This is a genomic window from uncultured Brachyspira sp., assembly GCF_910588665.1.
Classification (GTDB): domain Bacteria; phylum Spirochaetota; class Brachyspiria; order Brachyspirales; family Brachyspiraceae; genus Brachyspira.
Genome location: NZ_CAJUPR010000010.1, coordinates 22,919 through 47,571 on the forward strand (window position 1 = coordinate 22,919; position 24,653 = coordinate 47,571).

A 24,653-nucleotide genomic window follows, 5' to 3' on the forward strand; every position below is an offset into this window, starting at 1 on the left:
TTCTATTTATTTCACTTTTATTAATTACTTAATTTAAGCACCTAAAACACCGCTGATTAAGAATGCAGTGGCAAAAGAAACAATAGCGTAAAGTTCAGGGAATACAGCAACGATGATAGTATTGCCGAATACATCATATCCGTTGCCTATAGCTTCAACACCATTAGCGCAAACTTTACCTTGGAATATAGCTGAAACCATACAAGCTAAACCAACAGCAATACCTGCACCTAATATAGCAGCTCCTTGGAAAATGCTTATATCGGCTGTCAAATAAGGCTGCATAATGAAGAAAGCGGCAAAACCGTAAAGACCTTGAGTACCAGGTAAAGCGCTCAAAACAAGACAGCTTCCGAATGCATCTTTATTTTTCTTTAAAGCGCCGACTGTAGTCATAGCAGAAATAGAAGTACCAACCGCACTGCCGATACCAGACATACCAACCATTAAACCTGCTCCTAAATATCCTAATAAAAGCGCTGTGTTCATTGTAAAACCCATAATAAAATCTCCTTTTTTAGATTAATTAATGAAATATAATTTTTTATGTTATGTTAATAAAATAAAACCTAAGCTAAAATTAAGCCGCTTTTTTAAGAGGCTTATACTCTTTACCTCCGCCTTCAAAACCAACATTATTGTAGAACTCTACAAATGTTAATCTCAAAGGGTGTACCAAAGCACCAAGTATGTTTAATAAGAATATAGCAATATGTCCCACAACTAGGAATACAACCATTATCACAATACCTACACCCGGTATAGCCTTGAAACTCATACCTATTTGATTTATTACCAATGCCAATATAGAACCTGATGCTCCCAAAGCAAACAAACGGATATAAGAAAGCGTGTCTCCCATTATACCTGTTGCCGCAAAATATACGCCAAGCACAGAGTTAAGCACATCAGGTTTTTTACCCACATTAGAAAGTATCACTAAGAATATCAGACCTATAACTATTAAAGCATAATATATGCTGCTGAATTGCCTTATAACTTCCATTTTCTGCATATCGCCCAAAAACCATAAAATAAGACCCGGTATAAATAAAAGCTTACCGACAGCACCTAATATATCACCAATAGATCCCGTTTTAATTCTGTCTATAACTCCCACAACTAGGGCAAAGCATATATGAATCACGCCTAAAAGCAAAGCAGTATTAAACGGAGTTAAGAACCAATTTTCTTTAATATCAGTAATTATCAAATACTTTCTTAAAGCGGCAAATATAGGTATTTGGGTATTGGCAGGTATGCTTATACCGAAGAAACTTCCGCCGTTAATAATACCCATAATAGTTGTACATATACCCAATGTTAAAGCAAGTATTCCTATGCCTCTTAATTGTCCTTTTAATACGGTAAATAAACCTATTAAAGCCACTATAGTTAATACTATGCCGTAACCTGAATCACCGAAACAATAAGCAAAAAACAGAGGATAGAAAATTGCTATCATAGGAGTTAAATCTATCTCAAAATAATTTGGTAATTGGAATAATTTGGTAATAAGCTCATAAGAACCAAAATATTTGTTGTTTTTAAGCTCAACAGGAACTTTATCTTCTCTGCTAGGATCTTCCAAAATATAAGCTATTTTTTTACTCTCCAATAAAGATTTAACTTCGGATTCTTTATCTTTCGGCACATAAGCTTCAACATAAAGTATTTTGCCTTCGGTGCCTTCGCTGGCTGTAAAACTCTCTTTAGCCTCTTCAAAATTATTTTTTATATTAAGATTATCTATTTCTTTATTAATATTTTCAATATACACTTGATTTTTAATAATTTCGGTATTATTAACCTCAATTTCTTTATCAAGTTTTTCTATAGCTGCATTTATCTCGTCATAAGATTTTTCAGGCATATTAACTATATCAAAAGGAATAGTTTCATTGGTGCCGTATTTTTTAAAGGCAACAAAATAAAGTTTTCCCGCCTCCTCTTTAATAGGATAGGTAAATATATCCTTAATTTCAGAGAAGTTATAATCATTATACTCTTTAGCATTAGCATTATAGAATACAATATCATATCCTGACTTCTCTTTTAAGCTGTTAACCCTATCTAAACTGAAATTTCCGAAAGGAGCGGCAATAGATAATTCTTTTTTAAGAAAATCCCTTTCCGCTTTTAATTTATCCGAATTATGAGAAGTATTAATAACAGCTTCTATAACCTTATCTGTGCTTTTGGATAAAATCTCAGCTTTAATATCAGAAACATCTTTTTTAGCTTTTTTAGCATCAGCTAAAGTATTATTAATAATATTTTTTGCTCTTACAGCATCATTCTTTTTACCTGCAATAGCCTCTATATTTTCACTTGACACACCATTAGCTATTTCAATATGAACAAGCCCAAGCGAAGCTAAATCGCTTAAAGTTTTTTCCTTATCCTCATGAAAGACAAAGAGAGAAAGTTTCTTCATTTTCCTAATCATAAAGACGCCTCCTTAGCTCTGTTTCTTTCTTTAACTATTTTTTGAGAAGATTTACTTAAATTGTCCTCATCTTCCATATACCTTTTTATCTTGATTATAGCTGTTTTATACTCTGGAATTTGAACTTTTTCATAAAGATTAACTTTCTGAGTAGTTTTTTTCCTAGCATAAGCCAAAGCATTAAGTCTATCCTCAGTCATTTCAATTTTTATTTGAATAGTCATAAGACGCTCAAACATACTTATGGCAAGTCTAATCCAAGAAGGCATATTAAAAAGGCTGACATTTTCAATATCAAAATCTATATCCGAAAGTATGTAAACTTTAACACCGGCAATATTTTTTAATTCCGAATTGATTTTTTTAATTTTTACTATTTCAGGAAAATCAGTCCAAAAGCCGTTGTAGTTTTGATTTTCTTTAACTAATTTCTGATATTCTTCTTTAAGCAATTCAATCTCAGCGGTAATCTTCCTCACTTCAAGACGAAGGGCTGCCTCTTTACTTTTCAAAGTAGGCAGTGCTTTCTCACGGATAGAAAGCTGGCGTCTTAAACTTTGAAGAGCCGTTTTATTGTATTGAAACTTTAATGCCATATTTTACCTACTTTAATTAATTAGTTATTTTTCCACTTACCAAATTGTTCAGCAAGCGAATCTTTTACGCCTACTTCCGCTTTGCTGAAATATTTACCCATTAATTCCCAGCCTGTCTCAAGCATCTCATCAATTTTAATATTAATATCTATGGCAAGAAGTCTTTCAGAATATTCAGCCGCATATTTCAAGCATCTTTCATCATATTCAGTTAAATCAAAACCATTTTCTTTTTTCATTTTGGCATTAGCAGCATCTGAATAAAGACGCACTAAAGTATTCATAACTGCAGGGTGATCTTCTCTGGTTTTCTTACCTATAACAAGCTGCTTCAAACGGGAAAGACTTCTGAAAGGATCAATAATTGTTTTACCTATATCAGAATCTCTTCTTAAATAAAGCTGACCTTCTGTGATGTATCCAGTATTGTCAGGCACAGCATGAGTAATATCTCCTTCATTAAGTGTTGTAACAGCTATAATAGTAATAGATCCTCCGTCAGGAAATTGAGCCGCTTTTTCATATATTTTGGCAAGATCCGAATATAAAGAACCAGGCATAGAGTCTTTGGAAGGAATCTGATCCATTTTATTAGACACTATAGCTAAAGCATCGGCATAGAGAGTCATATCTGTAAGAAGAACAAGAACTTTTTCTTTTTTCTCTACTGCAAAATATTCGGCAGCTGTACAAGCCATATCAGGAATTAAAAGTCTTTCTACAGGAGGGTCATCTGTAGTATTTATGAAACATATAATTTTATCTAAAGCGCCAGCTTCGGTAAATGTGTTTTTAAATGATAAATAATCGTCATTGGAAAGTCCCATACCGCCGAGTATGATTTTATCAGCTTCGGCTCTTAAGGCTACCTGGGCCAATACAGCATTATAAGGCTGATCGGGATCTGCAAAGAACGGTATTTTTTGCCCTGTAACAAGAGTATTGTTAAGATCAATACCTGCAATACCTGTGGCAATAAGCTCCGAAGGCTGTTTTCTTCTTACAGGGTTTACGGAAGGTCCTCCGATTTCTACCTCTTTTCCTTCAATCTCAGCACCGCCGTCAATAGGCTCTCCGTAAGCATTGAAGAATCTTCCAGCAAGAAGTTCGCTTACTTTAAGTCTAGGAGGCCTGCCTAAAAATACCACTTCGGCATTAGTAGGTATACCTTCAGTACCTTGGAAAACCTGAAGCGTAACAATGTCCCCAATCATTTTTACAACCTGAGCAGGTCTGCCCGCCACAAGGGCCATCTCATCATTACCGACATTTTCAGCTCTTAAAGATACGGTTGCTTTAGTAATCTGTACTAATTTTGTATATACTTTTTGAAATGCTTTAGGCATGAGTTATACTCCTTTCAGCAAATATTGATTCCATCTCAGCTGTGTATTTTTTATGGTCATCAGACTGATATACAGAATAGTTCATCTGCTTAAATGCGTTAATAAGTCTTTTAAAATAGGTACCTACTTCGCTGTAGTCTTCAAATCTGTAATCAGCATCTACAACTTTCATAACTTGATTTAATAATTCTTTTTGTCTTTCTATAGGACAGTTTTTATCTACTTTATCAAAAGCGTCCTGCTGCAATATAACAAAGTCTATTAACTCAGCTTTCCATAAACGCTGATGGTATTCAAGAGGCACTGCATCATCACCGAGAATACTTATTTGGTCATTGGCTTCCTGTCCTCTTCTGGCTATATCCTTAGCTTTTATAACCTTTTCAGACCAACCCTTTTCTATATTAGTATCTGAGAATTCTATAAATTCAGGATATTCAATATATTTAGAATAGGAATCAAGCGGATCAACTGCAGGATATCTTTTACTGTCTGCGCGTTTCTGAGATAAAGCATAGAAGCATCTTGCAGCTTTACGGGTAGATTCTGTTACAGGCTCTTTTAAGTTTCCGCCTGCAGGAGATACCGTACCTATAAATGTAATAGAACCTGTTTCTCCGTTATTTAAGTACACAAAACCTGCTCTTGCATAGAAACTGGATATAATTGCAGGCAAGTCAATAGGGAATGCATCTGGTCCCGGCAATTCTTCAAGTCTGTTTGACATCTCTCTTAAAGCCTGAGCCCAGCGAGATGTAGAATCGGCAAGAAGAAGAACTTTAAGCCCCATAGATCTGTAATATTCTGCTATAGTCATACCAACATATACTGAAGCTTCACGGGCTGCAACAGGCATATTTGAAGTGTTGCATATAATAGTAGTTCTTTCCATTAAACTTCTGCCTGTTCTAGGATCCACAAGTTCAGGGAATTCCGTAAATATTTCAACTACCTCATTAGCCCTTTCTCCGCATGCCGTCATTATAATTAAGTCAGCATTTGCATTAGTAGCCAAAGCATGCTGCAATACTGTTTTTCCAGCTCCGAAAGGTCCTGGAATAAATCCCGTACCGCCTTCTGTAATAGGGTTGAAAGTATCTATAGTTCTTACGCCTGTTTCCAGCAATTTAAATGGTCTCGGCTTTTCTTTATATGATTTAATAGTAAGCTTTACAGGCCATCTCTGTATCATAGTTACTTCTGTTTTTTCACCGTTAGGCGATTTTATAACAGCAATTGTGTCGCTTAATCCGTAAGTGCCTGAAGATACCACACTTTCAATAATGCCTTTACCTTCAAATTTAAAAGGAACCATTATTTTATGGTCAATCCAGCCTTCTTTTACTGCACCTATCCAATCTCCAGCCTGTACTTCATCTCCCTGCTTAGCTATCGGAGTAAAGTCATATTTAGATTCTTTATCTTCAGAAAGATTATTATATTTGCCTCTTTCTAAGAATACGCCTTGCAATTTATCAAGGTCGTTTTGAAGTCCGTCAAAGTTTTTACCCAAAAGTCCGGGCCCTAATTCAATTTCCAGCATTGAACCAGTAAACTCTACGGCATCACCTAATTTTACACCCCTAGTAGATTCAAATACCTGAGCACTAGCACTAGCACCTGATATTTTAATAACCTCAGCCATAAGTTTCGCATTGCCGCAAGATACATAGCATATCTCGTTTTGCGAAACAGGACCGTCTACCTCTATTGAAATTAGGTTTGATATAATAGCAGTTACATTACCTTTAGTCATTTCAATCTCCTAATTAATTATACATACATTACATAGCAGACGCTTTTGTTTTTAAAGCACCTATAAGCGTCTCCAAATGCTTCTTACCTTTCTCTTCATTTCTTCCGTTTATACTAACAGCATAACTAAGATTTATATAGTAAGCAAAAACATTATCCGTCGTGAAAGATTTAATAGATGTTATTCTATCCAAAAACTCTTTTACTAAAAGATATTCTATATTTTCCATATTATACGGATCCGCCTTATCTGATGAATTGAATGTTTCTATAATAGTATTGATATATGGCATCTCTCTGCCTACTCCGAAATCAGATGCTGTTGATTTTGTCAATGCAGATATCAAAGAATAATCGCCTATAAGCTCTTTTGATATCAATTCGCTTGAAAAACCTAAGGCTCTTCCATTTAAAGCGGCTAAAACATTCTTTAAATTACGCATGAATAAGGAATAATTTTTAATAAAATAATTTCCGCTTTCTATCATCTCATCATAATATAAGCTTAAAAGTGTATTTTCTATATGTCTTGCATTTTCCCATTCCGTATTTTTATTATCCTCTAAAAATTTACTCATATATGAAGGCAGATTAGAAATATTATTATATTTCTGAATATCATCTCTTCCGAATATTGACGGTTCTAAATGCTCTATATAAGGAGTAAATAATCCTTTTTGTATGGCTATTGAACTTACCAGATTTCTATTATCATTCTGATATATAAGATAACGGAAATACTTAGCATCTTTACCGCTTAAACTGGATAATATGTTCTGAGCAATTTCATTAATATCATATTTAGCCTTAGAATCTGAAAGTTTTACTTCGGGAAGACCTGAGATAAGATAATAATATGATCCCATAATCACCCCTCTTATTTACTGAAAATTACTTCTTCCGTTTTTGCTTTTATATAGTCGCTGAAAAACTCCACGAAATCTTCATCTGTGAATTGTAATTGATAATTGCCGCCTTCAGGTACGATTTTAAATCCGTTTGACAATTTTTTATCAAAGCTGATAACGGCATTTTTTATTGCGCTTTTTATAGATCTTTCAAATGAAGCGTCTATATCGGATTTCTTAGATTCCGGAAAATATACAGTTACATCTGAATCGCCTGAGGAAATATCCCATTTCTTAACCACTTCAAGGATTAAATCTTTCAAAAAAGAAGTATCTGCAAATGCTTCTTTTAAGCTGTCTTCCAATACTTTAGCTGTTACCAATTCTTTTATTTTCTGCTTTAAAGCACTGATAGACTGCTCACCTGCCATACGGACATCAGTTATTGTATTTTTTCTAAGCTCTTCCGACTTTCTTTCTGCTTCTTTAATGATTTCTTCAGATTTTGCTTCAGCTTCTTTTAATATTCTGTCAGCTTCGCTTTTAGCATTTGAGATTATTTCATCAGCTTTTTTGTTAGATTTTTCAACACCATCTTGATATATACGCTCAAGAAGGGAGTCTAATTTTTTCTCTTCAGCCATAATAACTCCTTAACTTTTTATAAAATTGATTTACAGAAATTGTAAAAATTTTCTCCGCACACTACTATAATATAACATTATCAAATTTTTTAAAAAAATCAAGCAAAATACATAAAATATAATTAGTTATATTATTTTTTTACTAATTTTTTAATATTTTATCATATCATATTATGTTTATGCCTTGATTTTTAATAAAAAATATACTATTCTTAATTTAAGAAGAAGTTAAATTATTTTAAGGAAAGCAGCAATATGAAATTTATTAAAGCAAATCAAGTTAGCGGGCTTATTAACAGCAACTCTTTTATAGGACTATGCGGGTTTGTAGGCATCGGATCTGCTGAAGAAATTCTATCTCAGATTGAGAAATCATTTTTAGAAAAAGGACAGCCTAATAATTTAAGCGTCATTTTTGCAGCAGGAATCGGAGACGGCAAAGGAAGAGGCGCAGGACATTTAGGGCATAAAGGACTTGTAAAAAGAGTTATAGCAGGACACTGGGGATTAGCTCCAAAACTCGGCGAATTAGCCAATAATAATGAAATTGAAGCATATAATCTTCCTCAGGGAGTTATTTCTCAAATGTTCAGAGAAATGGCAGCAGGAAAACCCGGAATACTTTCGCATGTAGGACTTGGAACTTTTGTTGATCCTGAACTTCAGGGAGGAAAACTTAACAGTGCAACAACTGAAGATATTGTTGAAAGATGTAAGTTTAGAGGACAGGATTTATTATTCTTCCATGCTCCGAAACTGGATTATGCCGTATTAAGAGGTACTTCAGCGGATGAAGACGGAAATATCTCTTTTGAAGAAGAAGCTCTTACGCTTGAAGCTTTATCTGTAGCTACTGCCGTTAAAAATAATGGAGGAAAAGTTTTTGTACAAGTTAAAAGAAAAGTAAGAAGAGGAAGTATACCTCCGAAAGAAGTAAAAATTCCAGGAATTTTAGTAGATTATGTAGTTATAGCTGAAACTCCTGAAAATCATATGCAGACATTCGGAGAATACTATAATGAAGGATATGTTAAAAATCACTTTATTGTAGAAGGAAGCCTTAAAGAAGTAAAACTTGATGAAAGAAAAATCATTTCAAGAAGATGTGCAATGCTTTTGGATAAGAGCAAAAAAATACTTAACTACGGCATAGGAATGCCTGAAGTTATAGCAATGGTAATAAATGAAGAAGGTCAGGAGCAATACTTTACGCCTACAGTTGAGCCCGGAGCAATCGGGGGGACTCCTATGGGCGGACTCAGTTTCGGAGCGACATATAATGCAACTGCAATAGTTGATCAGCCATATCAATTCGACTTCTATGACGGAGGAGGATTAGATATGGCATTTTTAGGACTTGCGCAATGCGATCAATACGGAAATATCAATGTTTCTAAATTCGGACCTAAGATCGCAGGCTGCGGAGGATTTATTAATATAACTCAGAATGCAAAAGAAGTTGTATTTTTAGGAACTTTTACAACAGGCGGATTAAAAATAGGTGTTGAAAACGGAGAACTTAGAATTCTTCAGGAAGGAAAAGTTAAGAAATTTGTTAAAAATGTAGAACAAATTACATTCAGCGGCAAGACAGCTAATGAAAACAATAAAAAAGTTACTTATGTAACTGAAAGAGCCGTTTTTGAGCTTGCTAAAGAAGGATTAAAACTTGTAGAAATAGCCCCGGGGGCGGATCTTCAAAAAGATATATTAGATCAAATGGAGTTTAAGCCTATTGTATCTGATGAATTGAAATTGATGAAATCAAAAATCTTTATTGATGAAAAAATGGGTTTGGTATTTTAATTAAAAAATAATAAAGGGGTTTTTTTATATGGTTTTTGGAACAATTGGTATTATATTATCATTGGCACTTTTAATGTATCTGGCATACAGAGGATTTTCGGTTTTAATTATATCTCCTATCCTTGCATGCTTGGCAGCAATATTGAGCGGAATTGACACAGGAAGCGTTCATATTTTAGCTACATATACGGAAACATTTATGAGCAGTTTAGCAGGATATGTAAGAAATTATTTTCCTATTTTCCTACTCGGAGCTATATTCGGCAAGGTAATGGATGATACAGGTTCGGCAAAAAGTATTTCATATTTTATCTGCGAAAAATTCGGTAAAGATAAAGCTATACTTGCTATAGTTCTTGCCTGCGCTGTACTTACTTACGGCGGAATATCTTTATTTGTTGTAGCTTTTGCTATTTATCCTGTTGCAGCGGCTTTATTCAGAGAAAGCGGAATACCTAAAAGATTCATTCCCGGAGCAATTGCTTGCGGAGCTTTCACTTTCACAATGACAGCTTTGCCTGGAACGCCTCAAATTCAAAATGCTATACCAATGCAGTATTTCGGAACAGATGCTTATGCGGCTCCTGTTCTTGGAATTATAGGGGCTATACTTATGGGAACAGGTGGTGTAGTATGGCTTCAGAGAAGAGTAAAAGCAGCTATGGCTAAAGGCGAGGGATACGGAATTCATAATAATGAACCACAGGTATCAGAAGAAAATTTAGTAAAACTGCCTCCGTTCGGAATTGCAATTCTTCCTATTCTTTTAGTTTTAATTGTAGGACTTATTACTTCTAAATTTATATTCCCTAAATTAGATCTTTCTTACCTTACAAATTACGGAACAACAGCTACAAAAGTTGTAGGAAACTGGAGCTTAATTATTTCATTAATAGTTTCTATAGTGGTTGCAATTCTTCTTAACTTAAAGAGAATGGAAAGCGTTACTAAAACTCTTACCAACGGAGTATCAGGAAGCTTCCTTGCTGTAATGAATACAGCATCTGAAGTAGGATACGGAAATGTTATTGCTTCAATGGCGGCATTTGCTGTTGTTAAAGGAGCTTTACTTGGAATTTCTTCAAACCCTCTTGTTTCTGAGGCAATCTCTGTTTCTGCCCTTGCGGGTGTTACAGGTTCTGCATCAGGAGGATTAAGTATAGCCCTTGAAGCACTTAGTCAGACATATTTAAAAGATGCTTTAGCTAATAATATAAATCCTCAGGTTCTTCACAGAATAGCTTCCATGGCCTGCGGAGGGCTGGACACAATGCCTCATAACGGCGCCGTAATAACAGTTCTTGCCGTTACAGGAATGACCCACAGGGAATCATATGGGGACATTGCAATGTGTACCGCCGTAATTCCTGTTATAACAGTTGCAATTTGTATTGTGCTTGCTAGTTTTGGCGTATGCTGATTTTATTATCATTAAAAAAATTAAATCATAACGGCAGAAATTAATTAATATAGAAAATATTTTTATTAAAATAAAATTTTCAAAAATAATTTAGGAGGAATAATTGTGAAATTTGAAGATTTAAAAGTGGGAATGAAAGCTGAAGTTTCTAAAACTATAACTGAAACAGATGTAGTTTTATATGCTGGAATTACCCTTGATACGAATCCTGCTCATTTAAATGAAGTTCATGCACAGCAAACTGCATTCAAACATAGAATAGCTCATGGAATGCTTACCGCAGGACTTGTATCGGCAGTTTTAGGAACAAAACTTCCGGGAGAAGGAAGTATTTATATGGGACAGGAATTAAAATTTACAGCGCCTGTATATTTTGGAGATACAATCACAGCCTGCTGTGAAATTGTAGAACTTATACCTGAAAAAAACAGAGTAATTCTTTCTACTACTTGTACAAACCAAGATGGAAAAGCTGTTCTAACAGGAAAAGCAACTATAATGAAAAAATAAAATAATTAAAAATAAAAAAAATTGATTTAAAGATTATCATCAGGAGGACCAGAATGGAATTTAATTTACCTAAAACACATGAGCTTTTCAGACAAATGATTAAAGAATTTGCTGAAAAAGAGGTAAAACCTTTAGCAACAGAACTTGACGAGGAAGAAAGATTTCCTGTTGAAACTGTTAAGAAAATGGCAGAAATCGGACTTATGGGCATACCTATTCCTAAAGAATACGGCGGAGCAGGCGGAGACAATTTAATGTATGCTATGGCTGTTGAAGAATTATCAAGAGTTTGCGGTACTACAGGAGTTGTTCTTTCAGCACATACTTCTCTTGGAACTTGGCCTATACTGCAATTCGGTACAGATGCTCAAAAACAAAAATATGTTCCTAAACTTGCAAGCGGAGAATGGATAGGAGCATTCGGACTTACAGAACCAAATGCAGGTACAGATGCAGCAGGACAGCAGACAGTAGCCGTATTAGATGAAGCTACTAATGAATGGGTAATTAACGGTTCAAAAATATTCATAACAAATGCAGGATATGCGAATGTATATGTAATATTCGCAATGACAGACAAATCAAAAGGATTAAAAGGAATTTCATCATTCATAATAGAAGCTGGAACTCCTGGATTTACAATCGGTAAAAAAGAGAAAAAATTAGGAATCAGAGGTTCTGCAACCTGCGAATTAATATTTGAAAATGCAAGAATACCAAAAGATAATCTGCTTGGAGAGGTAGGAAAAGGATTTAAAATTGCTATGATGACTCTTGACGGAGGAAGAATAGGAATAGCATCTCAGGCATTAGGACTTGCACAAGGCGCTCTTGATGAGACAGTATCTTATGTTAAAGAAAGAAAGCAATTCGGAAGAGCAATAGCTAATTTCCAAAATACTCAATTCCAATTAGCTAACCTTGAAGTAAAAGTAGAAGCTGCAAGACTTTTGGTTTACAAAGCGGCATGGAGAGAAAGCAATCATCTTCCATATTCAGTAGATGCGGCAAGAGCAAAACTATTTGCATCAGAAACAGCAATGGAAGTAACAACTAAAGCAGTTCAGCTTCATGGCGGATACGGATATACAAGAGAATACCCTGTTGAAAGAATGATGAGAGATGCTAAGATAACAGAAATTTATGAAGGAACATCAGAAGTTCAAAGAATGGTAATAGCAGGCAGTCTTTTGAAATAAGCCAATTAGCAAATAAAATATTTATGGAGGAATAGAAATGAAAATAGTAGTTTGTATAAAACAGGTTCCAAATACAACAGAAATAAAACTAGATCCTGTAAAAGGTACATTAATAAGAGATGGGGTTGTTAGTATAATGAATCCTGATGATAAAGGCGGATTAGAAGAAGCTCTGAAATTAAAAGATAAATTCGGAGCACATGTAACCGTAATAACAATGGGACCTCCTCAGGCAGAAGCTATATTAAGAGAAGCTTATGCAATGGGAGCAGACAGAGCAATTCTTTTAACAGATAGAAAATTTGGCGGCTCAGATACATTAGCAACTTCTAATGCATTAGCGCAGGCTTTAAGAAATATAGAAGCTGACCTTATTATTTCAGGAAGACAGGCAATAGACGGAGATACTGCTCAAGTTGGTCCTCAAATTGCAGAACATTTAGGATTACCTCAAATATCTTATGCAAAAGAAATAGAATATAACAAAGCAGATAATTCATTAACAGTAAAAAGACTTATAGAAGATGGATACTATTTACTAAATGTTCAATTGCCTGCTCTAGTAACAGTATTATCAGAAGCTAATACCTCAAGATACATGAGAGTAAAAGGGATAGTAGAAGCTTATGATAAAGAAATTGAAACATGGTCAGCAGAAACTATAAAAATAGACACAGCATTGATAGGACTTAGCGGATCTCCTACAAAAGTAAAAAAATCATTTACTAAAGGAGCTAAACAAGCAGGTAAAGTATTTGATGTGGATACAAAAGAAGCTGTTAATATCATAATTGAAAAATTAAAAGAAAAATTTGTTATTTAATTAACAAAGAACCTTAGAACGAAGGAGATAAAATAATGAATTTAAGCGATTATAAAGGAATATTAGTATTTGCAGAACAAAGAGACGGCGTACTTCAGAATGTAGGTTTGGAATTAATAGGAGAGGCAAAAAAACTTGCAGCTAAACTGGAGGTACAAACAGTAACAGCCACCTTAATAGGACATAATATAGGAAATTTAGCTCAGACTTTAATAGAATACGGTGCAGATAAAGTATTAGTAGTAGATAATGAAACTTTAAAACAATATGATACCGAAGCTTATACGCAAGTATTTAAAGCAATAATAGATGCTAAAAAACCTGAAATAGCATTATTCGGGGCAACAACTTTAGGAAGAGACTTAGCACCGAGAGTATGTTCAAGACTTGCAACAGGACTTACAGCAGACTGTACAAAATTGGATATAGATGATGAGACAAAAGTCTTCGGAATGACAAGACCTGCATTTGGAGGAAACTTAATGGCTACAATAGTATGTCCAGACCATAGACCTCAAATGGCAACTGTAAGACCCGGCGTAATGCAGAAATTAGCTAAAGAAGCAGGAAGAAAGGGAGAAGTAGAGCAATTCCCTGTAACAATAGACACATCTAAAATGAAAGTAAAAATCTTAGATATAGTAAAAGAAACAGCTAATAAAATAGACATAACAGAAGCTAAGATATTAGTGTCAGGAGGAAGAGGAGTAGGCTCAAAAGAAAACTTTAAGAATCTTGAAGCAGTAGCATCTAAAATAGGAGCTGTAGTATCAGCATCAAGAGCAGCAGTAGATGCAGGATTAATAGATCATGACAGACAAGTAGGTCAGACAGGTAAGACAGTAAGACCTAATATATACTTTGCATGCGGAATATCAGGAGCAATTCAGCATATGGCTGGAATGGAAGAATCTGAATTTATAATAGCAATAAATAAAGATAAAGATGCTCCTATGTTTGGAATAGCAGATTTAGGAATAGTGGGAGATGTAAATAAAGTACTTCCTCTATTGGCTGAAGAGTTAGGAAAAGCAATAGATGCTAAAAAAGCTAAGTAATTAAAATAATTATTTTATTAATAAAAGAGAGCTCACAGATAAAATATAAAACATTTTGTCTGCGGGCTCTTTAATATTATATAGGATTTTATATATTTTGATGCTTATGTTTTTTAAATACTATATGATAAGCTTATTGAATATTAAAAAATCTTAATTAAAACAAAATAATTTACTTTATATTAAAATATGATAAAATTAAAAATATAATTTTCAAAGGTTCAAATATGCTTAAAAATCAAAATATATCAAAGATTCTAATCACAGAAGAACAAATAAATAAAAAAGTTAAAGAATTAGCTTCTCAAATTTCAAATGATTTAAAAGACAAGGAAAATATACCATGCATTATAGGATTATTAAAAGGTTCTTTTATATTTACTGCCGATCTTTCAAGATATATAGATGTTCCCATTGAAATTGATTTTATGATAGTATCAAGTTACGGAAATAATCAAATAGGTTCTGAAATTAAAATACTTAAAGATGTTGATATACCGCTTACAGGAAGAGATGTTATTATAGTGGAGGATATTATAGATACAGGATATACTTTAGAAAAAATATGCGAAATTCTCCGCACAAGAAATGTAGCATCTCTGAAAATATGCACACTTCTAAATAAACCCTCCAGAAGAAAAGTTGATATAAAAATAGACTATAACGGCTTTGATATAAATGATGAATTTGTTGTGGGATACGGAATAGACTATGCCCAGAAATACAGAAATCTTCCATATATAGGCGTTGTTGAATAATAAATAAATTGCTGATCATATTTTATTAGCAATAATAAAAAATTATTATTTTAATATAAGTTTAAATAATATTTATAAAGCTCTTTTTTTACGCAATATAAACTTACTCCCTTTATAGGACTTATTTTCAAAGTAATAGTAGCCAATTTTATTTTTCTTGCTTCATTAATATATAAATATCTTTCTCTCAAAGCATTTATAATATCTATAGTTATAATATTATCATTTACATTTTTAATATAATAATCATAAGCTTCGCTGATTTTTTCCATACTATAATCAATAGTATTAATTATATTAAAAAAATTATTTTCTGTAAATCGGCTTGTAAATATTATAAGCTTCAAATCATAATTTTCATCTGATAGAACTTTGCTTAAAATATTGTTGTATTCTAATATTATTAAATTGGTATCTCTAGCGCTGTCTTTATTTTTTCTTTCGCATTTTGAAAACACATCGGCTATGCCTACTTTATTTTCCTCAAAAAGTTTTTTCTTGTTCTGCTTAGAAGAAATAAGATAATTATAATCAATATCAAAACTATATGATATTATTTTCCAAAACTCGCTTCTTTTGCTTGCATAATACCAAGCATTTTCTTTTTCTCTGCAGCTCAATTTTTCGAATTTTTCTCTGTTGGTATACAAAGGCACAGGAAAAGTACCTAATATTAAAACCCTCATTTTATTAGGAAAAAAATTAATATCGTCAAATATATGTTCTTCCATAATACATAATCAAAACATTTAATGCATACAGCTATTTCAAATTCGCATTAAAGATCCTCTTTATTATATCCAGTAATTATTTCAGAACCTTTGCCGCATTTAGTAATAGCTATAGGAGAAACATTAAGCTCCCTAGACAATATCTCTATTATCTTAGGAGAACAAAATCCTCCCTGACATCTTCCAAGTCCTGCACGCACTCTTCTTTTTATACCGTCAATAGACTTAGCTCCTATAGGATTTTTTAATGCATCCAATATTTCGCCCTCCGTTACCTTTTCGCATCTGCAGATTATATGACCGTATAAAGGATTTTCTTTTATAAGTTTGTTTTTATCATCATTAGAAAGAGAATTAAAATGTACTATTCCTTTTCTCTTTTCTATAAAGCTTTCTTTTTTCTCAAGATTTGCTTTTTTACTTACAATATCTGCAATCATAAGACCGATGGCCGGGGAGGAAACAAGACCTGGAGATTCTATACCTGCACAATCAAAAAATCCTTCGCAGTCTTCAATTTCTTTAATAATAAATTCATGATTATCCTCATGAGGTCTAAGTCCGCAGAATGAAGTAATAACTTTATTATACGGTATATTTTTTACAGTAAGTTTTGACTTCTCTATAATCTGAGCAAGTCCTTCGGCTGTTGTATTTAATCCCTCTTTATCATCTATATCAATAGCGGTAGGTCCAAGCATTATATTGCCATGTACTGTAGGAGTTACCAATATTCCTTTACCTAATTTTGTAGGAAGAGCAAATATTGTTGAAGCTACCAAGTTATCAGCATCATTATCAAGAAGTATATAATCTCCTCTTCTAGGTGTAATATTTATTTTGTTTTTGCTCATCATATTATGAAACTTATCAGCATAAACTCCTGCAGCATTAACTATATATTTAGCTTTTATAATACCTCTATTAGTTTCGGCTTCAAATGTTCCGTCAGTAAGTTTTTTAATATTAGTTACTTCTGTATTGAATTTAAATTCAACTCCGTTGGAATAAGCATTTTCAGCATAAGCAATATTTAATATAAAAGGATCCACTATGCCTCCAGTAGGAGCATATAAAGCAGCCGCAACATTATCATTTAAATTAGGCTCTTTTTTATGAACCTCTTCTCTGTTTAATATCTGAAGTTCTTCAACTCCGTTTTTTATTCCTCTGTCATATATAGCCTTCAAATTAGGAATATCTTCCTCATTTGTGCATACCACCAAAGAACCATTTTGCCTAAAAGGAATATCTAAATCCTCCGCCGTTTTTTTCATCATCTTATTGCCGAGAACATTTAATTTAGCCATAAGAGATCCCGTCGCAGCATCAAATCCTGCATGCACTATTCCGCTGTTTGATTTTGAAGTACCAGAGCATACATCTTCTCCCATTTCAGCAACGCATATATCGGCTTTGTATCTGGATAATTCACGGGCAGAAGAAGTGCCTGATACTCCTGCTCCTATAATTAATACATCATACATAATATATATTTCCTCTATAAATTATTTTTAATTATATATTAAAGAATTTAATAAAAATATAGGCTTATTGCTGTTATGCCCAGCCTCTTGATCTTTCAACTGCTTTTTTCCAGCCCATATATTTTTTATTTCTCTCCTCTTCGGAAAGCAAAGGAATAAACTCTCTTTCTAATTTCCATCTGCTTGAAATTTCATCTTTATCCTTCCAAAATCCTACGGCAAGCCCAGCCAAATAAGCAGCACCTAAAGCTGTAGTTTCCGTTACCTGAGGACGCAAAACTTTTGTATTAATAATATCGGATTGAAACTGCATCAGGAAATTATCTCTGCAGGCTCCTCCGTCAACCTTTAATGAAGATAATTCTACTCCGCTGTCGGCAACCATAGCATCAATAACATCTTTACTCTGATAGGCTATAGCCTCCTCAGCTGCTCTTATTATATGGCTTCTATTAACACCTCTTGTAATTCCCACCAAACAGCCTCTGGCATACATATCCCAATAAGGAGCGCCGAGACCTACAAATGCAGGTACTAAATAAACCCCGTTGGTATCCTTCACTTTAGATGCAAAATATTCCGTATCTTTCGCATCATGAAGAAGTCTTAACTCATCGCGTATCCATTGTATAACTGCCCCTGCTATAAATACAGAGCCTTCCAAAGCATATTCTATTTTTCCATTGTGTCCGATGCCTATAGTTGTAATTAGTCCGTTCTTGCTTAATATAAAATTTTCTCCTATATTCATAAGGATAAAACTTCCAGTACCATATGTATTTTTAGTATCTCCTTTATTAAACCCTGCCTGTCCGAATAATGCAGACTGCTGGTCTCCTGCTATTCCAGATATAGGCACTTCTTTACCGTTGATATTGGCATAACCGTAAATACAAGAAGAATCTTTTACCTCTGGAAGCATACTTTCAGGTATATTCAATTCTCTTAAAATATTATTATCCCATTTCAAATCTTTTATATTATATATCATAGTTCTTGAAGCATTTGTATAGTCTGTAACATGAACTTTACCGCCCGTTAATTTCCATACAAGCCAAGTATCTATAGTACCGAAAAGCAAATCTCCTTTTTCGGCCTTTTCTCTTGCTCCTTGTACATTATCAAGTATCCACTTTATTTTAGTTCCTGAAAAATAAGCATCAACCACCAAACCTGTATTTTCTCTTATATAAGCATCAAAACCTTTTCTCTTTAATTCGTCGCAAATAGAAGCTGTTCTTCTGCATTGCCATACTATTGCATTATAAATAGGCTCTCCCGTATTTTTATCCCAGACAACAGTTGTTTCCCTTTGATTTGTAATTCCAATAGCTGCTATCTCTTCAGGCTTAACTCCTGCAATCTGTATAGCCTCCTGCAAAACGCCGAATTGAGTAGCCCAAATTTCGGATGCATTATGCTCAACCCAGCCTTCATAAGGATAAATTTGAGTAAACTCCTTTTGAGCAACAGACACCATATTTTGATCATAATCAAATACTATAGCTCTGCTGCTTGTTGTACCTTGATCTATTGCAACAACATATTTTGACATACTGATACTCCTTTAATTTTATTATTTTCTTGAAAATATTTTTCCTACAGTAAAATCATAAATAACGGCGCCTAAAACTCCTCCCGCTATAGGTCCCACAACTGGTACAATCCATATATTGGTGCCGTCTGTAATTCCGTTATTTTTAAATCCTGCGGCAACAGTAAAAAGTCTGGGAGCTAAATCACGGGCAGGATTAACAGCATAGCCATGCATAAATCCAAAAGATGTTCCAATGGCAACTATTATAAGACCGACTATTATAGGTCCTAAATTAGCTCCTGCAGGAATATTATCTGCATCCCCAGTTGCAAGTATTAAAAATACTAAGAGAAATGTGCCAGTTATTTGATCTATAAGGCCATATAAAAATCCAGATACAGCAGGAAAAGTTGCAAACACTCCCGCAGTATTTTCAAAATTAGGATCAATTTCTATCCATTTGCCGTAATAAACTGCAAATACTATAGCGGCTCCTATAAAAAAACCTATCATCTGTGCAAATATATAATACCAAACTTTAGACCATTGAAATCTTCCTGTAACAGCTAATGATAAAGTAACGGCAGGATTTAAATGCGCACCGCTTATTTTACTTGATGCATATATGCCGAATGTAACAGCAAGTCCCCAAGCTATATGTATATTTATAGCCGTTCCGTTATTTCCCACAACAACCGAAGCAACAACGCCTAATCCAAATAAAGCTATAATCATAGATCCTATTATTTCGGCTAAAAATTCGGATTTTCTGCTATACATTAATTAATTCCTCCTACTCTGTACTGTTCACATACAGGACATCTCTTTGGAGATTCAAAATCCGTATGCATATATCCGCATTTTCCGCATTGCCATTTATTTACACCCTCTATATTTTTTCCTAAATATTTTTCAAACATTTTTCTATGCCCTTCTTCTATTTTTCCAACATGCTCAAAAAGTATGGCTATATCATTAAAACCTTCTGCTCTTGCTGTTTCTGCAAATTTTAAATACATTTCTTCTGATTCATATATCTCTCCTTTAATAGCATCTTGCAGATTCTCATCTTTAGAAAATATGCCATGATAACGCTCAAACCAAAGCTTTCCATGCTCCTGCTCGTTTCTGGAAGCTTTTTCATAAAACAATGCCAAATCCTCCATACCTTCTTCCCTAGCTTTCTGTGCATAGTACATATATTTGCATCTGGCAATAGCCTCTCCTATAAAAGCCGTTTTCAAATTTTCATTTGTCTTTGAATCTTTTAAATCCATGCATTACCTCCGTAACTTAATTAAGCATATTAAATAGTATATAAACTTTATCGGATAAATATTTAATAAAGAAGCTTTTTTTAAAAAAATAAAAAATTACTTTAATTATTGCTAGGTTTTTATTTTTTAATTTTATTTCTTCTTGATTTTTCTTTTCTTCTCTTTTTTTTGCTAAAATAAAAAGTAAATAATGATTTATCATCATAAGTTTTATAAACTGTTTCACAAAATTAATTTTTTCATAAAATATTACTCCTAAATTTTTTAAGATTTTATTTATATTTATTTAACAATGAAGTTAAATCTTTAAAATAAATCTCCTAACATTTAATAATATAAAAGTATACACAATAAATTATTATTGTCTATTAAAAATATTATTAAAATTATAATGAATTTATATCAAATATAATGACATATTTAATTTATATGAAAAAAATAAACAATATGTAAAATATGTATTATATTATTTTTAATAACCTCTGCTTATTGCCAATACCACCTCTTTAGCTATTGCTCTGCCCGATAATTTAGCTACTTTATTAGCGTCTTTAATGTTTCCCGCATTTACAGTAATACCGCTTATATTAATAACAGGATTATTATTATTTATACTGTTTTTTAATTGCTGGCTTTGTATATACTCCCATTGCTTAGTTTCATTGTGATTTAATATTCTCTCGCCCTGAGAAGCCCATACTAAAGTTTTATCGGTGTTATTAGGGCTGCTTCCTATAAGATTTTTAAAATACTGCTCGTTAGAGCTAGGCACATAACCGCCAGATGAAAAGCTAGGTATTTCAGGAAGAGGCGTCATTGCTATAGCCGCTATCTGCCCTGCGGCTGCCGCAGTTACTAAACCTACATACAAAGGTACCAATACAGGAGGAAAAGCCGAACCTGCCGCTGCTGCCTGAGCAATACTGCTTGCTAATGCTACAGTGGCATTAAATATTCCTGCTGCCTTATCCATTACAGCTTGTTTTCTTTGCAGCTGCGCTTTTTTTATCGCCGCCTGTCTTTCTGCCTCTTCCTTAGCTAGCTGCGCTTCTTCCTCTCTTATTCTCTGCTGTTCTTCAGCCTCTTCCTGTGCCTGTCTGTTGGCTTCCAATGCCTGCTGTTCTTCTTCCAATTTATTTTCTAATGCCTCTCTCTGCTCCTGATATTTCAGATAAACCTCTTCGGTTTCATGCTCTCCGAGTTCCTCGTTTAATTCGGTTATTCGCTCCCTTATCTTTTCAATATTCTTTTCTCTGTCCTCTTCGGCCTTTTGTAAATCCTCCATTTGTTTTTCATATGCTTTTGTCTGCTTGTCAAGATTATCTTCTATAGCCTTAAGCTGCTTATCAAGACTGTCTTGTACTTTTTCTAAATTGTTATCCCACATTTCAGACCATATATTTGCTATAGAGTTAATAGCGTTCTGCGCATGTCCTAATATGCTTTGCCAGCTTTCCGCCAGTGCTTCGGAAATAGTTTTATCTTTAAAATTACTGAGCCTAGCCTCAGTATCTGCTATATCCTTATATAATGCGTCTAATTCTTCGGCTCTTGCATCCTGCTCCTCTTGGCTTAAAAGAAGTATTTCTCTTACTTTTCTTTTCTGCTCCTGAAGTCTGTCATTAAGATATTTTTTTTCATTTTCTAAAAGCATTTGATTTTTTTCTTTTTCGTCATCTATAGTATTGCTTATTATTTTTTTATTCGCCTCATATTCTTTTTCTATCCTTTTTATATTATCCTCTTCCTTCTTCCTTTTATTCAAGGCATCAAGCTTGTTTTTGCTTTCTGCAGCTATTTTTACTAATTTATTTAAATATGTTTTTTCTGCTTCAGTCTGATTTTTACCCTCCTTATTAAGATTAATATACAATTCTTCGGCAAGATTTAATTTTTTGCTGTAATATTCCTTATCCAGTTCTTCAAGCTCTTCATTTTTCTTTTCTTCGTCTTCTGCTGTCTTGTTAATAAGCTGTTTCTGCAGTTTATATCTTTCTTCAAGCTCTGCTAATTTATCTTTATCGGCTTCGGCTCCCTGCTTTACAGCCTCATTATATTCATTCTGCTTTTCAATATTTTTTCCTAAAAATCTATTTTGTATTTGCAGTGCTGCGGCAGTTATTTTATCTGATTTTTTTCCCGCTTCATTAAAATCTTCAAGTGCTTTGTTATAGTCTTTAAGCGCTTTGTTATATTCTTCCTGCATCATTTTATTTTTTGTTTCATCTATTTTTTGTCCCCCATTCCATATATCATCATAGTAATAAGTATAAGATGCATTTTTCTTTTTCTCTTGTAAGTTTTTTTCCGCCTCGTCTAAAGCCTGCTTTCTAGCCTCAACTAATTTTTTTGCCTCTTCAGATAATTTTTTATTATTTATTGGTATAAAATGCACTGAGCCTACCCTCTCTATATCTCCGTTAGCTTTATCTATTGCTTCTAGTAAAGTAGGGAATGCTTCATTTATACCGAAGTTTTTTAATGAAAATATTTTAGTTCAGGAATTAAAACTGGTTCTTAAGCTAAAAGAGATACCATTAGATAATACTAATACGCTTATAACAAATAAAGCAAATATAATAAGCATTAAATAAATTAGAGAAAGAAATCAAACAATAATATATAATACAGAATAATAAAATTATAATTTAAATACTATTGACTGTATTAGTATATGATATATAATTTTTATTTATAATTTAGGAGTATATAAAATGAAAACAAAAATATTCATATTATTTATTGCAATAATGACATTTATTACTGCATCATGCATATCAAACAAAACTGATAATAAAAATATTATTACTATTAATGCAGGATCGCCTCCGAAAACAATAGATCCAAGCTTAAATACTGCATTAGACGGATGCTATTATATAATTCATGCCTTTGAAGGATTAACTACAAAATCTAAAGAAGGAGAAATAATAGGAGGAGCCGCTGAAAACTGGGAAATATTGGATAACGGAACTAAATATATATTTCATTTGAGAACTAATGCCAAATGGTCTGACGGAAAACCTGTTACAGCTTCAGATTTCGTATACAGCTGGAAAAGAGTAGTAGATCCTGCGGTAGGAAGCAAATACAGTTTCCAGCATGAACCTGTAAAAAATGCAAAATCTATAACGGCAGGAAAAATGCCTGTTGATAGCTTGGGAGTAAAAGCCGCAGACGATTATACTTTAGAAGTTATATTGGAGGCACCGACAGCTTACTTTTTGGATTTGGTTGCCTTTACAACTTTCTACCCTATAAGAAAAGATATAATTGATAAATACGGAGATACTTGGAGTTTAAAAGCAGAAACTTATATAGGAAACGGTCCATTTAAAGCTTTGGAAATAAATCAAGATGAAAGCATAATTATGGTAAAAAACACTAATTATTATAATATAGAAGAAGTTGTACCTGAAAAATTAAAATTTGTGCTTATGCAAAATGAAACTGCATCTGTTGCAGGAATAAAGGAAGGCTCTATAGACTTCTCAAGAATAATTCCCACACAGGATATAAAATCATTAATGAAAGAAGGCTTATTACAAATCAAACCTGTACTTGCATCATATTTTTATTGTTTAAATGTAACAAATGAGGTATTAAGCGATATAAGAGTCCGCAAAGCTCTTGCACTAGCAATAGACAGAAATTATATAGTAGAGCAAGTTACAAAAGGAGGAGAAACACCCGCTGATGCTTTTGTTCCTTACGGCATTAAAGATATTGAAGGAAATTTCAGAGAAAACGGAGGCGGATTCTTTGATATAAACAAAGAAAATTATCAAAAAAATATAGAGGAAGCTAAAAGATTAATTGCTGAAGCAGGATATCCTGAGGGAAAAGGCTTCCCAGTATTTGAATTCAAATCGGATCCGGGATTTCATATAGCAGTATTTGAAGCCGTTCAGCAAATGTGGAAAGAACATTTAGGTATAGATACTAAAATAGTTCAGGAAGAATGGGCTGTATTCTTACAAACAAGATATGATAAAAACTTAAGCTTATGCCGAGGCGGCTGGTTTGGTGATTTTAATGATCCTATAAATTTTTTAGGATTATATACAAGTTATTCTCCGAACAATTACAGTTCCTACAGCAACGCTATGTACGATGCATACATACAAACAGCTCTTACTGCAGGAGATCAGAAAATAAGAATGGAAGCTATGCATAAGGCAGAAGAACTGCTTGTAAATAGTTTTGCAGTAATACCTATGTATTTTTACACAGAACCTTTGCTTATTAATCCCAAATTAAAAGATGTTTATTATGATGCTTTATCTATGCATAAATTTACTTATGCCTATAAAGAATAATAAAATAAAAGGCATTAATATTTTCAGAATTTTTAATTTTATTTTTTAATATAGCTGAAAATAAAAAAATATAAAAATATATAGACTATT

General features: G+C 33.3%; 21 protein-coding genes. 8 read left to right on the forward strand and 13 right to left on the reverse strand.

All coding sequences use genetic code 11. The features are described 5' to 3' along the window. Positions 1–33: 33 nt before the first annotated feature. From QZ306_RS08230 to QZ306_RS08260, 7 genes are all read right to left on the reverse strand, one after another. On the reverse strand, positions 34–501 hold the full coding sequence (locus QZ306_RS08230; RefSeq protein ID WP_008721414.1) for a V-type ATP synthase subunit K: 468 nt from the start codon (positions 499–501) through the stop codon (positions 34–36). Between the two features lie 79 nt (positions 502–580). After that, a complete protein-coding gene (locus tag QZ306_RS08235) occupies positions 581–2,449 on the reverse strand; it encodes a V-type ATPase 116kDa subunit family protein (RefSeq protein ID WP_295162927.1) in 1,869 nt (622 codons plus the stop codon). After that, the gene (locus QZ306_RS08240) at positions 2,446–3,045 is read right to left on the reverse strand and encodes a V-type ATP synthase subunit D (RefSeq protein WP_295162929.1); all 600 of its coding nucleotides are present in this window, start codon (positions 3,043–3,045) and stop codon (positions 2,446–2,448) included. The genes QZ306_RS08235 and QZ306_RS08240 overlap by 4 nt, the downstream gene beginning before the upstream one ends. 20 nt (positions 3,046–3,065) lie before the next feature. Then, complete coding sequence (locus QZ306_RS08245) at positions 3,066–4,391, reverse strand: V-type ATP synthase subunit B (protein ID WP_295162931.1); 1,326 nt, start codon at positions 4,389–4,391, stop codon at positions 3,066–3,068. Continuing rightward, on the reverse strand, positions 4,384–6,147 hold the full coding sequence (locus QZ306_RS08250; RefSeq protein ID WP_295162934.1) for a V-type ATP synthase subunit A: 1,764 nt from the start codon (positions 6,145–6,147) through the stop codon (positions 4,384–4,386). The genes QZ306_RS08245 and QZ306_RS08250 overlap by 8 nt, the downstream gene beginning before the upstream one ends. A 28-nt stretch (positions 6,148–6,175) precedes the next feature. Continuing rightward, positions 6,176–7,012, reverse strand: a complete 837-nt coding sequence (locus QZ306_RS08255; RefSeq protein WP_295162936.1) for a DUF2764 family protein — start codon at positions 7,010–7,012, stop codon at positions 6,176–6,178. Between the two features lie 11 nt (positions 7,013–7,023). Beyond that, positions 7,024–7,638 (reverse strand): V-type ATP synthase subunit E, encoded by a 615-nt coding sequence (locus QZ306_RS08260; RefSeq protein ID WP_295162937.1) that lies wholly within the window; start codon positions 7,636–7,638, stop codon positions 7,024–7,026. A gap of 255 nt (positions 7,639–7,893) precedes the next feature. Here QZ306_RS08260 and QZ306_RS08265 point away from each other — a divergent pair, with 255 nt between their 5' ends. The 7 genes from QZ306_RS08265 (at position 7,894) to hpt (ending at position 15,212) form a co-directional block, all read left to right on the forward strand. Beyond that, positions 7,894–9,444 (forward strand): acyl CoA:acetate/3-ketoacid CoA transferase, encoded by a 1,551-nt coding sequence (locus tag QZ306_RS08265; RefSeq protein ID WP_295162939.1) that lies wholly within the window; start codon positions 7,894–7,896, stop codon positions 9,442–9,444. A gap of 28 nt (positions 9,445–9,472) precedes the next feature. Next, positions 9,473–10,864, forward strand: coding sequence for a GntP family permease (locus QZ306_RS08270; protein WP_295162941.1), 1,392 nt, complete (start codon positions 9,473–9,475; stop codon positions 10,862–10,864). Positions 10,865–10,969: 105 nt separating this feature from the next. Beyond that, entirely contained in the window at positions 10,970–11,374 is a 405-nt protein-coding gene (locus QZ306_RS08275) for a MaoC family dehydratase (RefSeq protein WP_295162943.1), read from the forward strand. A gap of 53 nt (positions 11,375–11,427) precedes the next feature. Further along, the gene (locus QZ306_RS08280; RefSeq protein ID WP_295162945.1) at positions 11,428–12,573 is read left to right on the forward strand and encodes an acyl-CoA dehydrogenase; all 1,146 of its coding nucleotides are present in this window, start codon (positions 11,428–11,430) and stop codon (positions 12,571–12,573) included. A 37-nt stretch (positions 12,574–12,610) separates the two neighbouring features. After that, positions 12,611–13,396, forward strand: a complete 786-nt coding sequence (locus QZ306_RS08285; RefSeq protein WP_295162947.1) for an electron transfer flavoprotein subunit beta/FixA family protein — start codon at positions 12,611–12,613, stop codon at positions 13,394–13,396. A 35-nt stretch (positions 13,397–13,431) separates the two neighbouring features. Next, positions 13,432–14,454, forward strand: coding sequence for an electron transfer flavoprotein subunit alpha/FixB family protein (locus tag QZ306_RS08290; RefSeq protein WP_295162949.1), 1,023 nt, complete (start codon positions 13,432–13,434; stop codon positions 14,452–14,454). A 227-nt stretch (positions 14,455–14,681) separates the two neighbouring features. After that, on the forward strand, positions 14,682–15,212 hold the full coding sequence (hpt, locus tag QZ306_RS08295; protein WP_295162950.1) for a hypoxanthine phosphoribosyltransferase: 531 nt from the start codon (positions 14,682–14,684) through the stop codon (positions 15,210–15,212). Between the two features lie 50 nt (positions 15,213–15,262). Here hpt and QZ306_RS08300 read toward each other — a convergent pair whose 3' ends face one another. The 6 genes from QZ306_RS08300 to QZ306_RS08325 all read right to left on the reverse strand — a co-directional run bounded on the left by QZ306_RS08300 (position 15,263) and on the right by QZ306_RS08325 (position 22,639). Beyond that, entirely contained in the window at positions 15,263–15,943 is a 681-nt protein-coding gene (locus tag QZ306_RS08300) for a uracil-DNA glycosylase family protein (protein WP_295162952.1), read from the reverse strand. A 47-nt stretch (positions 15,944–15,990) separates the two neighbouring features. Further along, on the reverse strand, positions 15,991–17,430 hold the full coding sequence (locus QZ306_RS08305; protein ID WP_295162954.1) for an NAD(P)/FAD-dependent oxidoreductase: 1,440 nt from the start codon (positions 17,428–17,430) through the stop codon (positions 15,991–15,993). A 73-nt stretch (positions 17,431–17,503) separates the two neighbouring features. Next, positions 17,504–18,985: a glycerol kinase GlpK gene (glpK, locus tag QZ306_RS08310; protein ID WP_295162956.1), complete on the reverse strand. Its 1,482-nt coding sequence runs from the start codon at positions 18,983–18,985 to the stop codon at positions 17,504–17,506. 21 nt (positions 18,986–19,006) lie between these two features. Then, entirely contained in the window at positions 19,007–19,747 is a 741-nt protein-coding gene (locus tag QZ306_RS08315; protein WP_295162958.1) for an MIP/aquaporin family protein, read from the reverse strand. Beyond that, on the reverse strand, positions 19,747–20,244 hold the full coding sequence (locus QZ306_RS08320; protein ID WP_295162961.1) for a ferritin family protein: 498 nt from the start codon (positions 20,242–20,244) through the stop codon (positions 19,747–19,749). The genes QZ306_RS08315 and QZ306_RS08320 overlap by 1 nt, the downstream gene beginning before the upstream one ends. Before the next feature lie 472 nt (positions 20,245–20,716). Then, positions 20,717–22,639, reverse strand: a complete 1,923-nt coding sequence (locus tag QZ306_RS08325; protein ID WP_295162964.1) for a hypothetical protein — start codon at positions 22,637–22,639, stop codon at positions 20,717–20,719. A 319-nt stretch (positions 22,640–22,958) separates the two neighbouring features. On the opposite strand from QZ306_RS08325, the gene QZ306_RS08330 reads away from it, so the two are divergent. Then, positions 22,959–24,563, forward strand: a complete 1,605-nt coding sequence (locus tag QZ306_RS08330; protein ID WP_295162966.1) for a peptide ABC transporter substrate-binding protein — start codon at positions 22,959–22,961, stop codon at positions 24,561–24,563. The last annotated feature ends 90 nt before the right edge of the window (positions 24,564–24,653 follow it).

Bases quoted from the DNA above. Each gene is read 5' to 3' on its own strand.
- QZ306_RS08230 (WP_008721414.1), bottom strand. From the start codon at position 501: ATGGGTTTTACAATGAACACAGCGCTTTTATTAGGATATTTAGGAGCA.
- QZ306_RS08235 (WP_295162927.1), bottom strand. From the start codon at position 2,449: ATGATTAGGAAAATGAAGAAACTTTCTCTCTTTGTCTTTCATGAGGAT.
- QZ306_RS08240 (WP_295162929.1), bottom strand. From the start codon at position 3,045: ATGGCATTAAAGTTTCAATACAATAAAACGGCTCTTCAAAGTTTAAGA.
- QZ306_RS08245 (WP_295162931.1), bottom strand. From the start codon at position 4,391: ATGCCTAAAGCATTTCAAAAAGTATATACAAAATTAGTACAGATTACT.
- QZ306_RS08250 (WP_295162934.1), bottom strand. From the start codon at position 6,147: ATGACTAAAGGTAATGTAACTGCTATTATATCAAACCTAATTTCAATA.
- QZ306_RS08255 (WP_295162936.1), bottom strand. From the start codon at position 7,012: ATGGGATCATATTATTATCTTATCTCAGGTCTTCCCGAAGTAAAACTT.
- QZ306_RS08260 (WP_295162937.1), bottom strand. From the start codon at position 7,638: ATGGCTGAAGAGAAAAAATTAGACTCCCTTCTTGAGCGTATATATCAA.
- QZ306_RS08265 (WP_295162939.1), top strand. From the start codon at position 7,894: ATGAAATTTATTAAAGCAAATCAAGTTAGCGGGCTTATTAACAGCAAC.
- QZ306_RS08270 (WP_295162941.1), top strand. From the start codon at position 9,473: ATGGTTTTTGGAACAATTGGTATTATATTATCATTGGCACTTTTAATG.
- QZ306_RS08280 (WP_295162945.1), top strand. From the start codon at position 11,428: ATGGAATTTAATTTACCTAAAACACATGAGCTTTTCAGACAAATGATT.
- QZ306_RS08285 (WP_295162947.1), top strand. From the start codon at position 12,611: ATGAAAATAGTAGTTTGTATAAAACAGGTTCCAAATACAACAGAAATA.
- QZ306_RS08290 (WP_295162949.1), top strand. From the start codon at position 13,432: ATGAATTTAAGCGATTATAAAGGAATATTAGTATTTGCAGAACAAAGA.
- hpt (WP_295162950.1), top strand. From the start codon at position 14,682: ATGCTTAAAAATCAAAATATATCAAAGATTCTAATCACAGAAGAACAA.
- QZ306_RS08300 (WP_295162952.1), bottom strand. From the start codon at position 15,943: ATGGAAGAACATATATTTGACGATATTAATTTTTTTCCTAATAAAATG.
- QZ306_RS08305 (WP_295162954.1), bottom strand. From the start codon at position 17,430: ATGTATGATGTATTAATTATAGGAGCAGGAGTATCAGGCACTTCTTCT.
- glpK (WP_295162956.1), bottom strand. From the start codon at position 18,985: ATGTCAAAATATGTTGTTGCAATAGATCAAGGTACAACAAGCAGCAGA.
- QZ306_RS08315 (WP_295162958.1), bottom strand. From the start codon at position 19,747: ATGTATAGCAGAAAATCCGAATTTTTAGCCGAAATAATAGGATCTATG.
- QZ306_RS08320 (WP_295162961.1), bottom strand. From the start codon at position 20,244: ATGGATTTAAAAGATTCAAAGACAAATGAAAATTTGAAAACGGCTTTT.
- QZ306_RS08330 (WP_295162966.1), top strand. From the start codon at position 22,959: ATGAAAACAAAAATATTCATATTATTTATTGCAATAATGACATTTATT.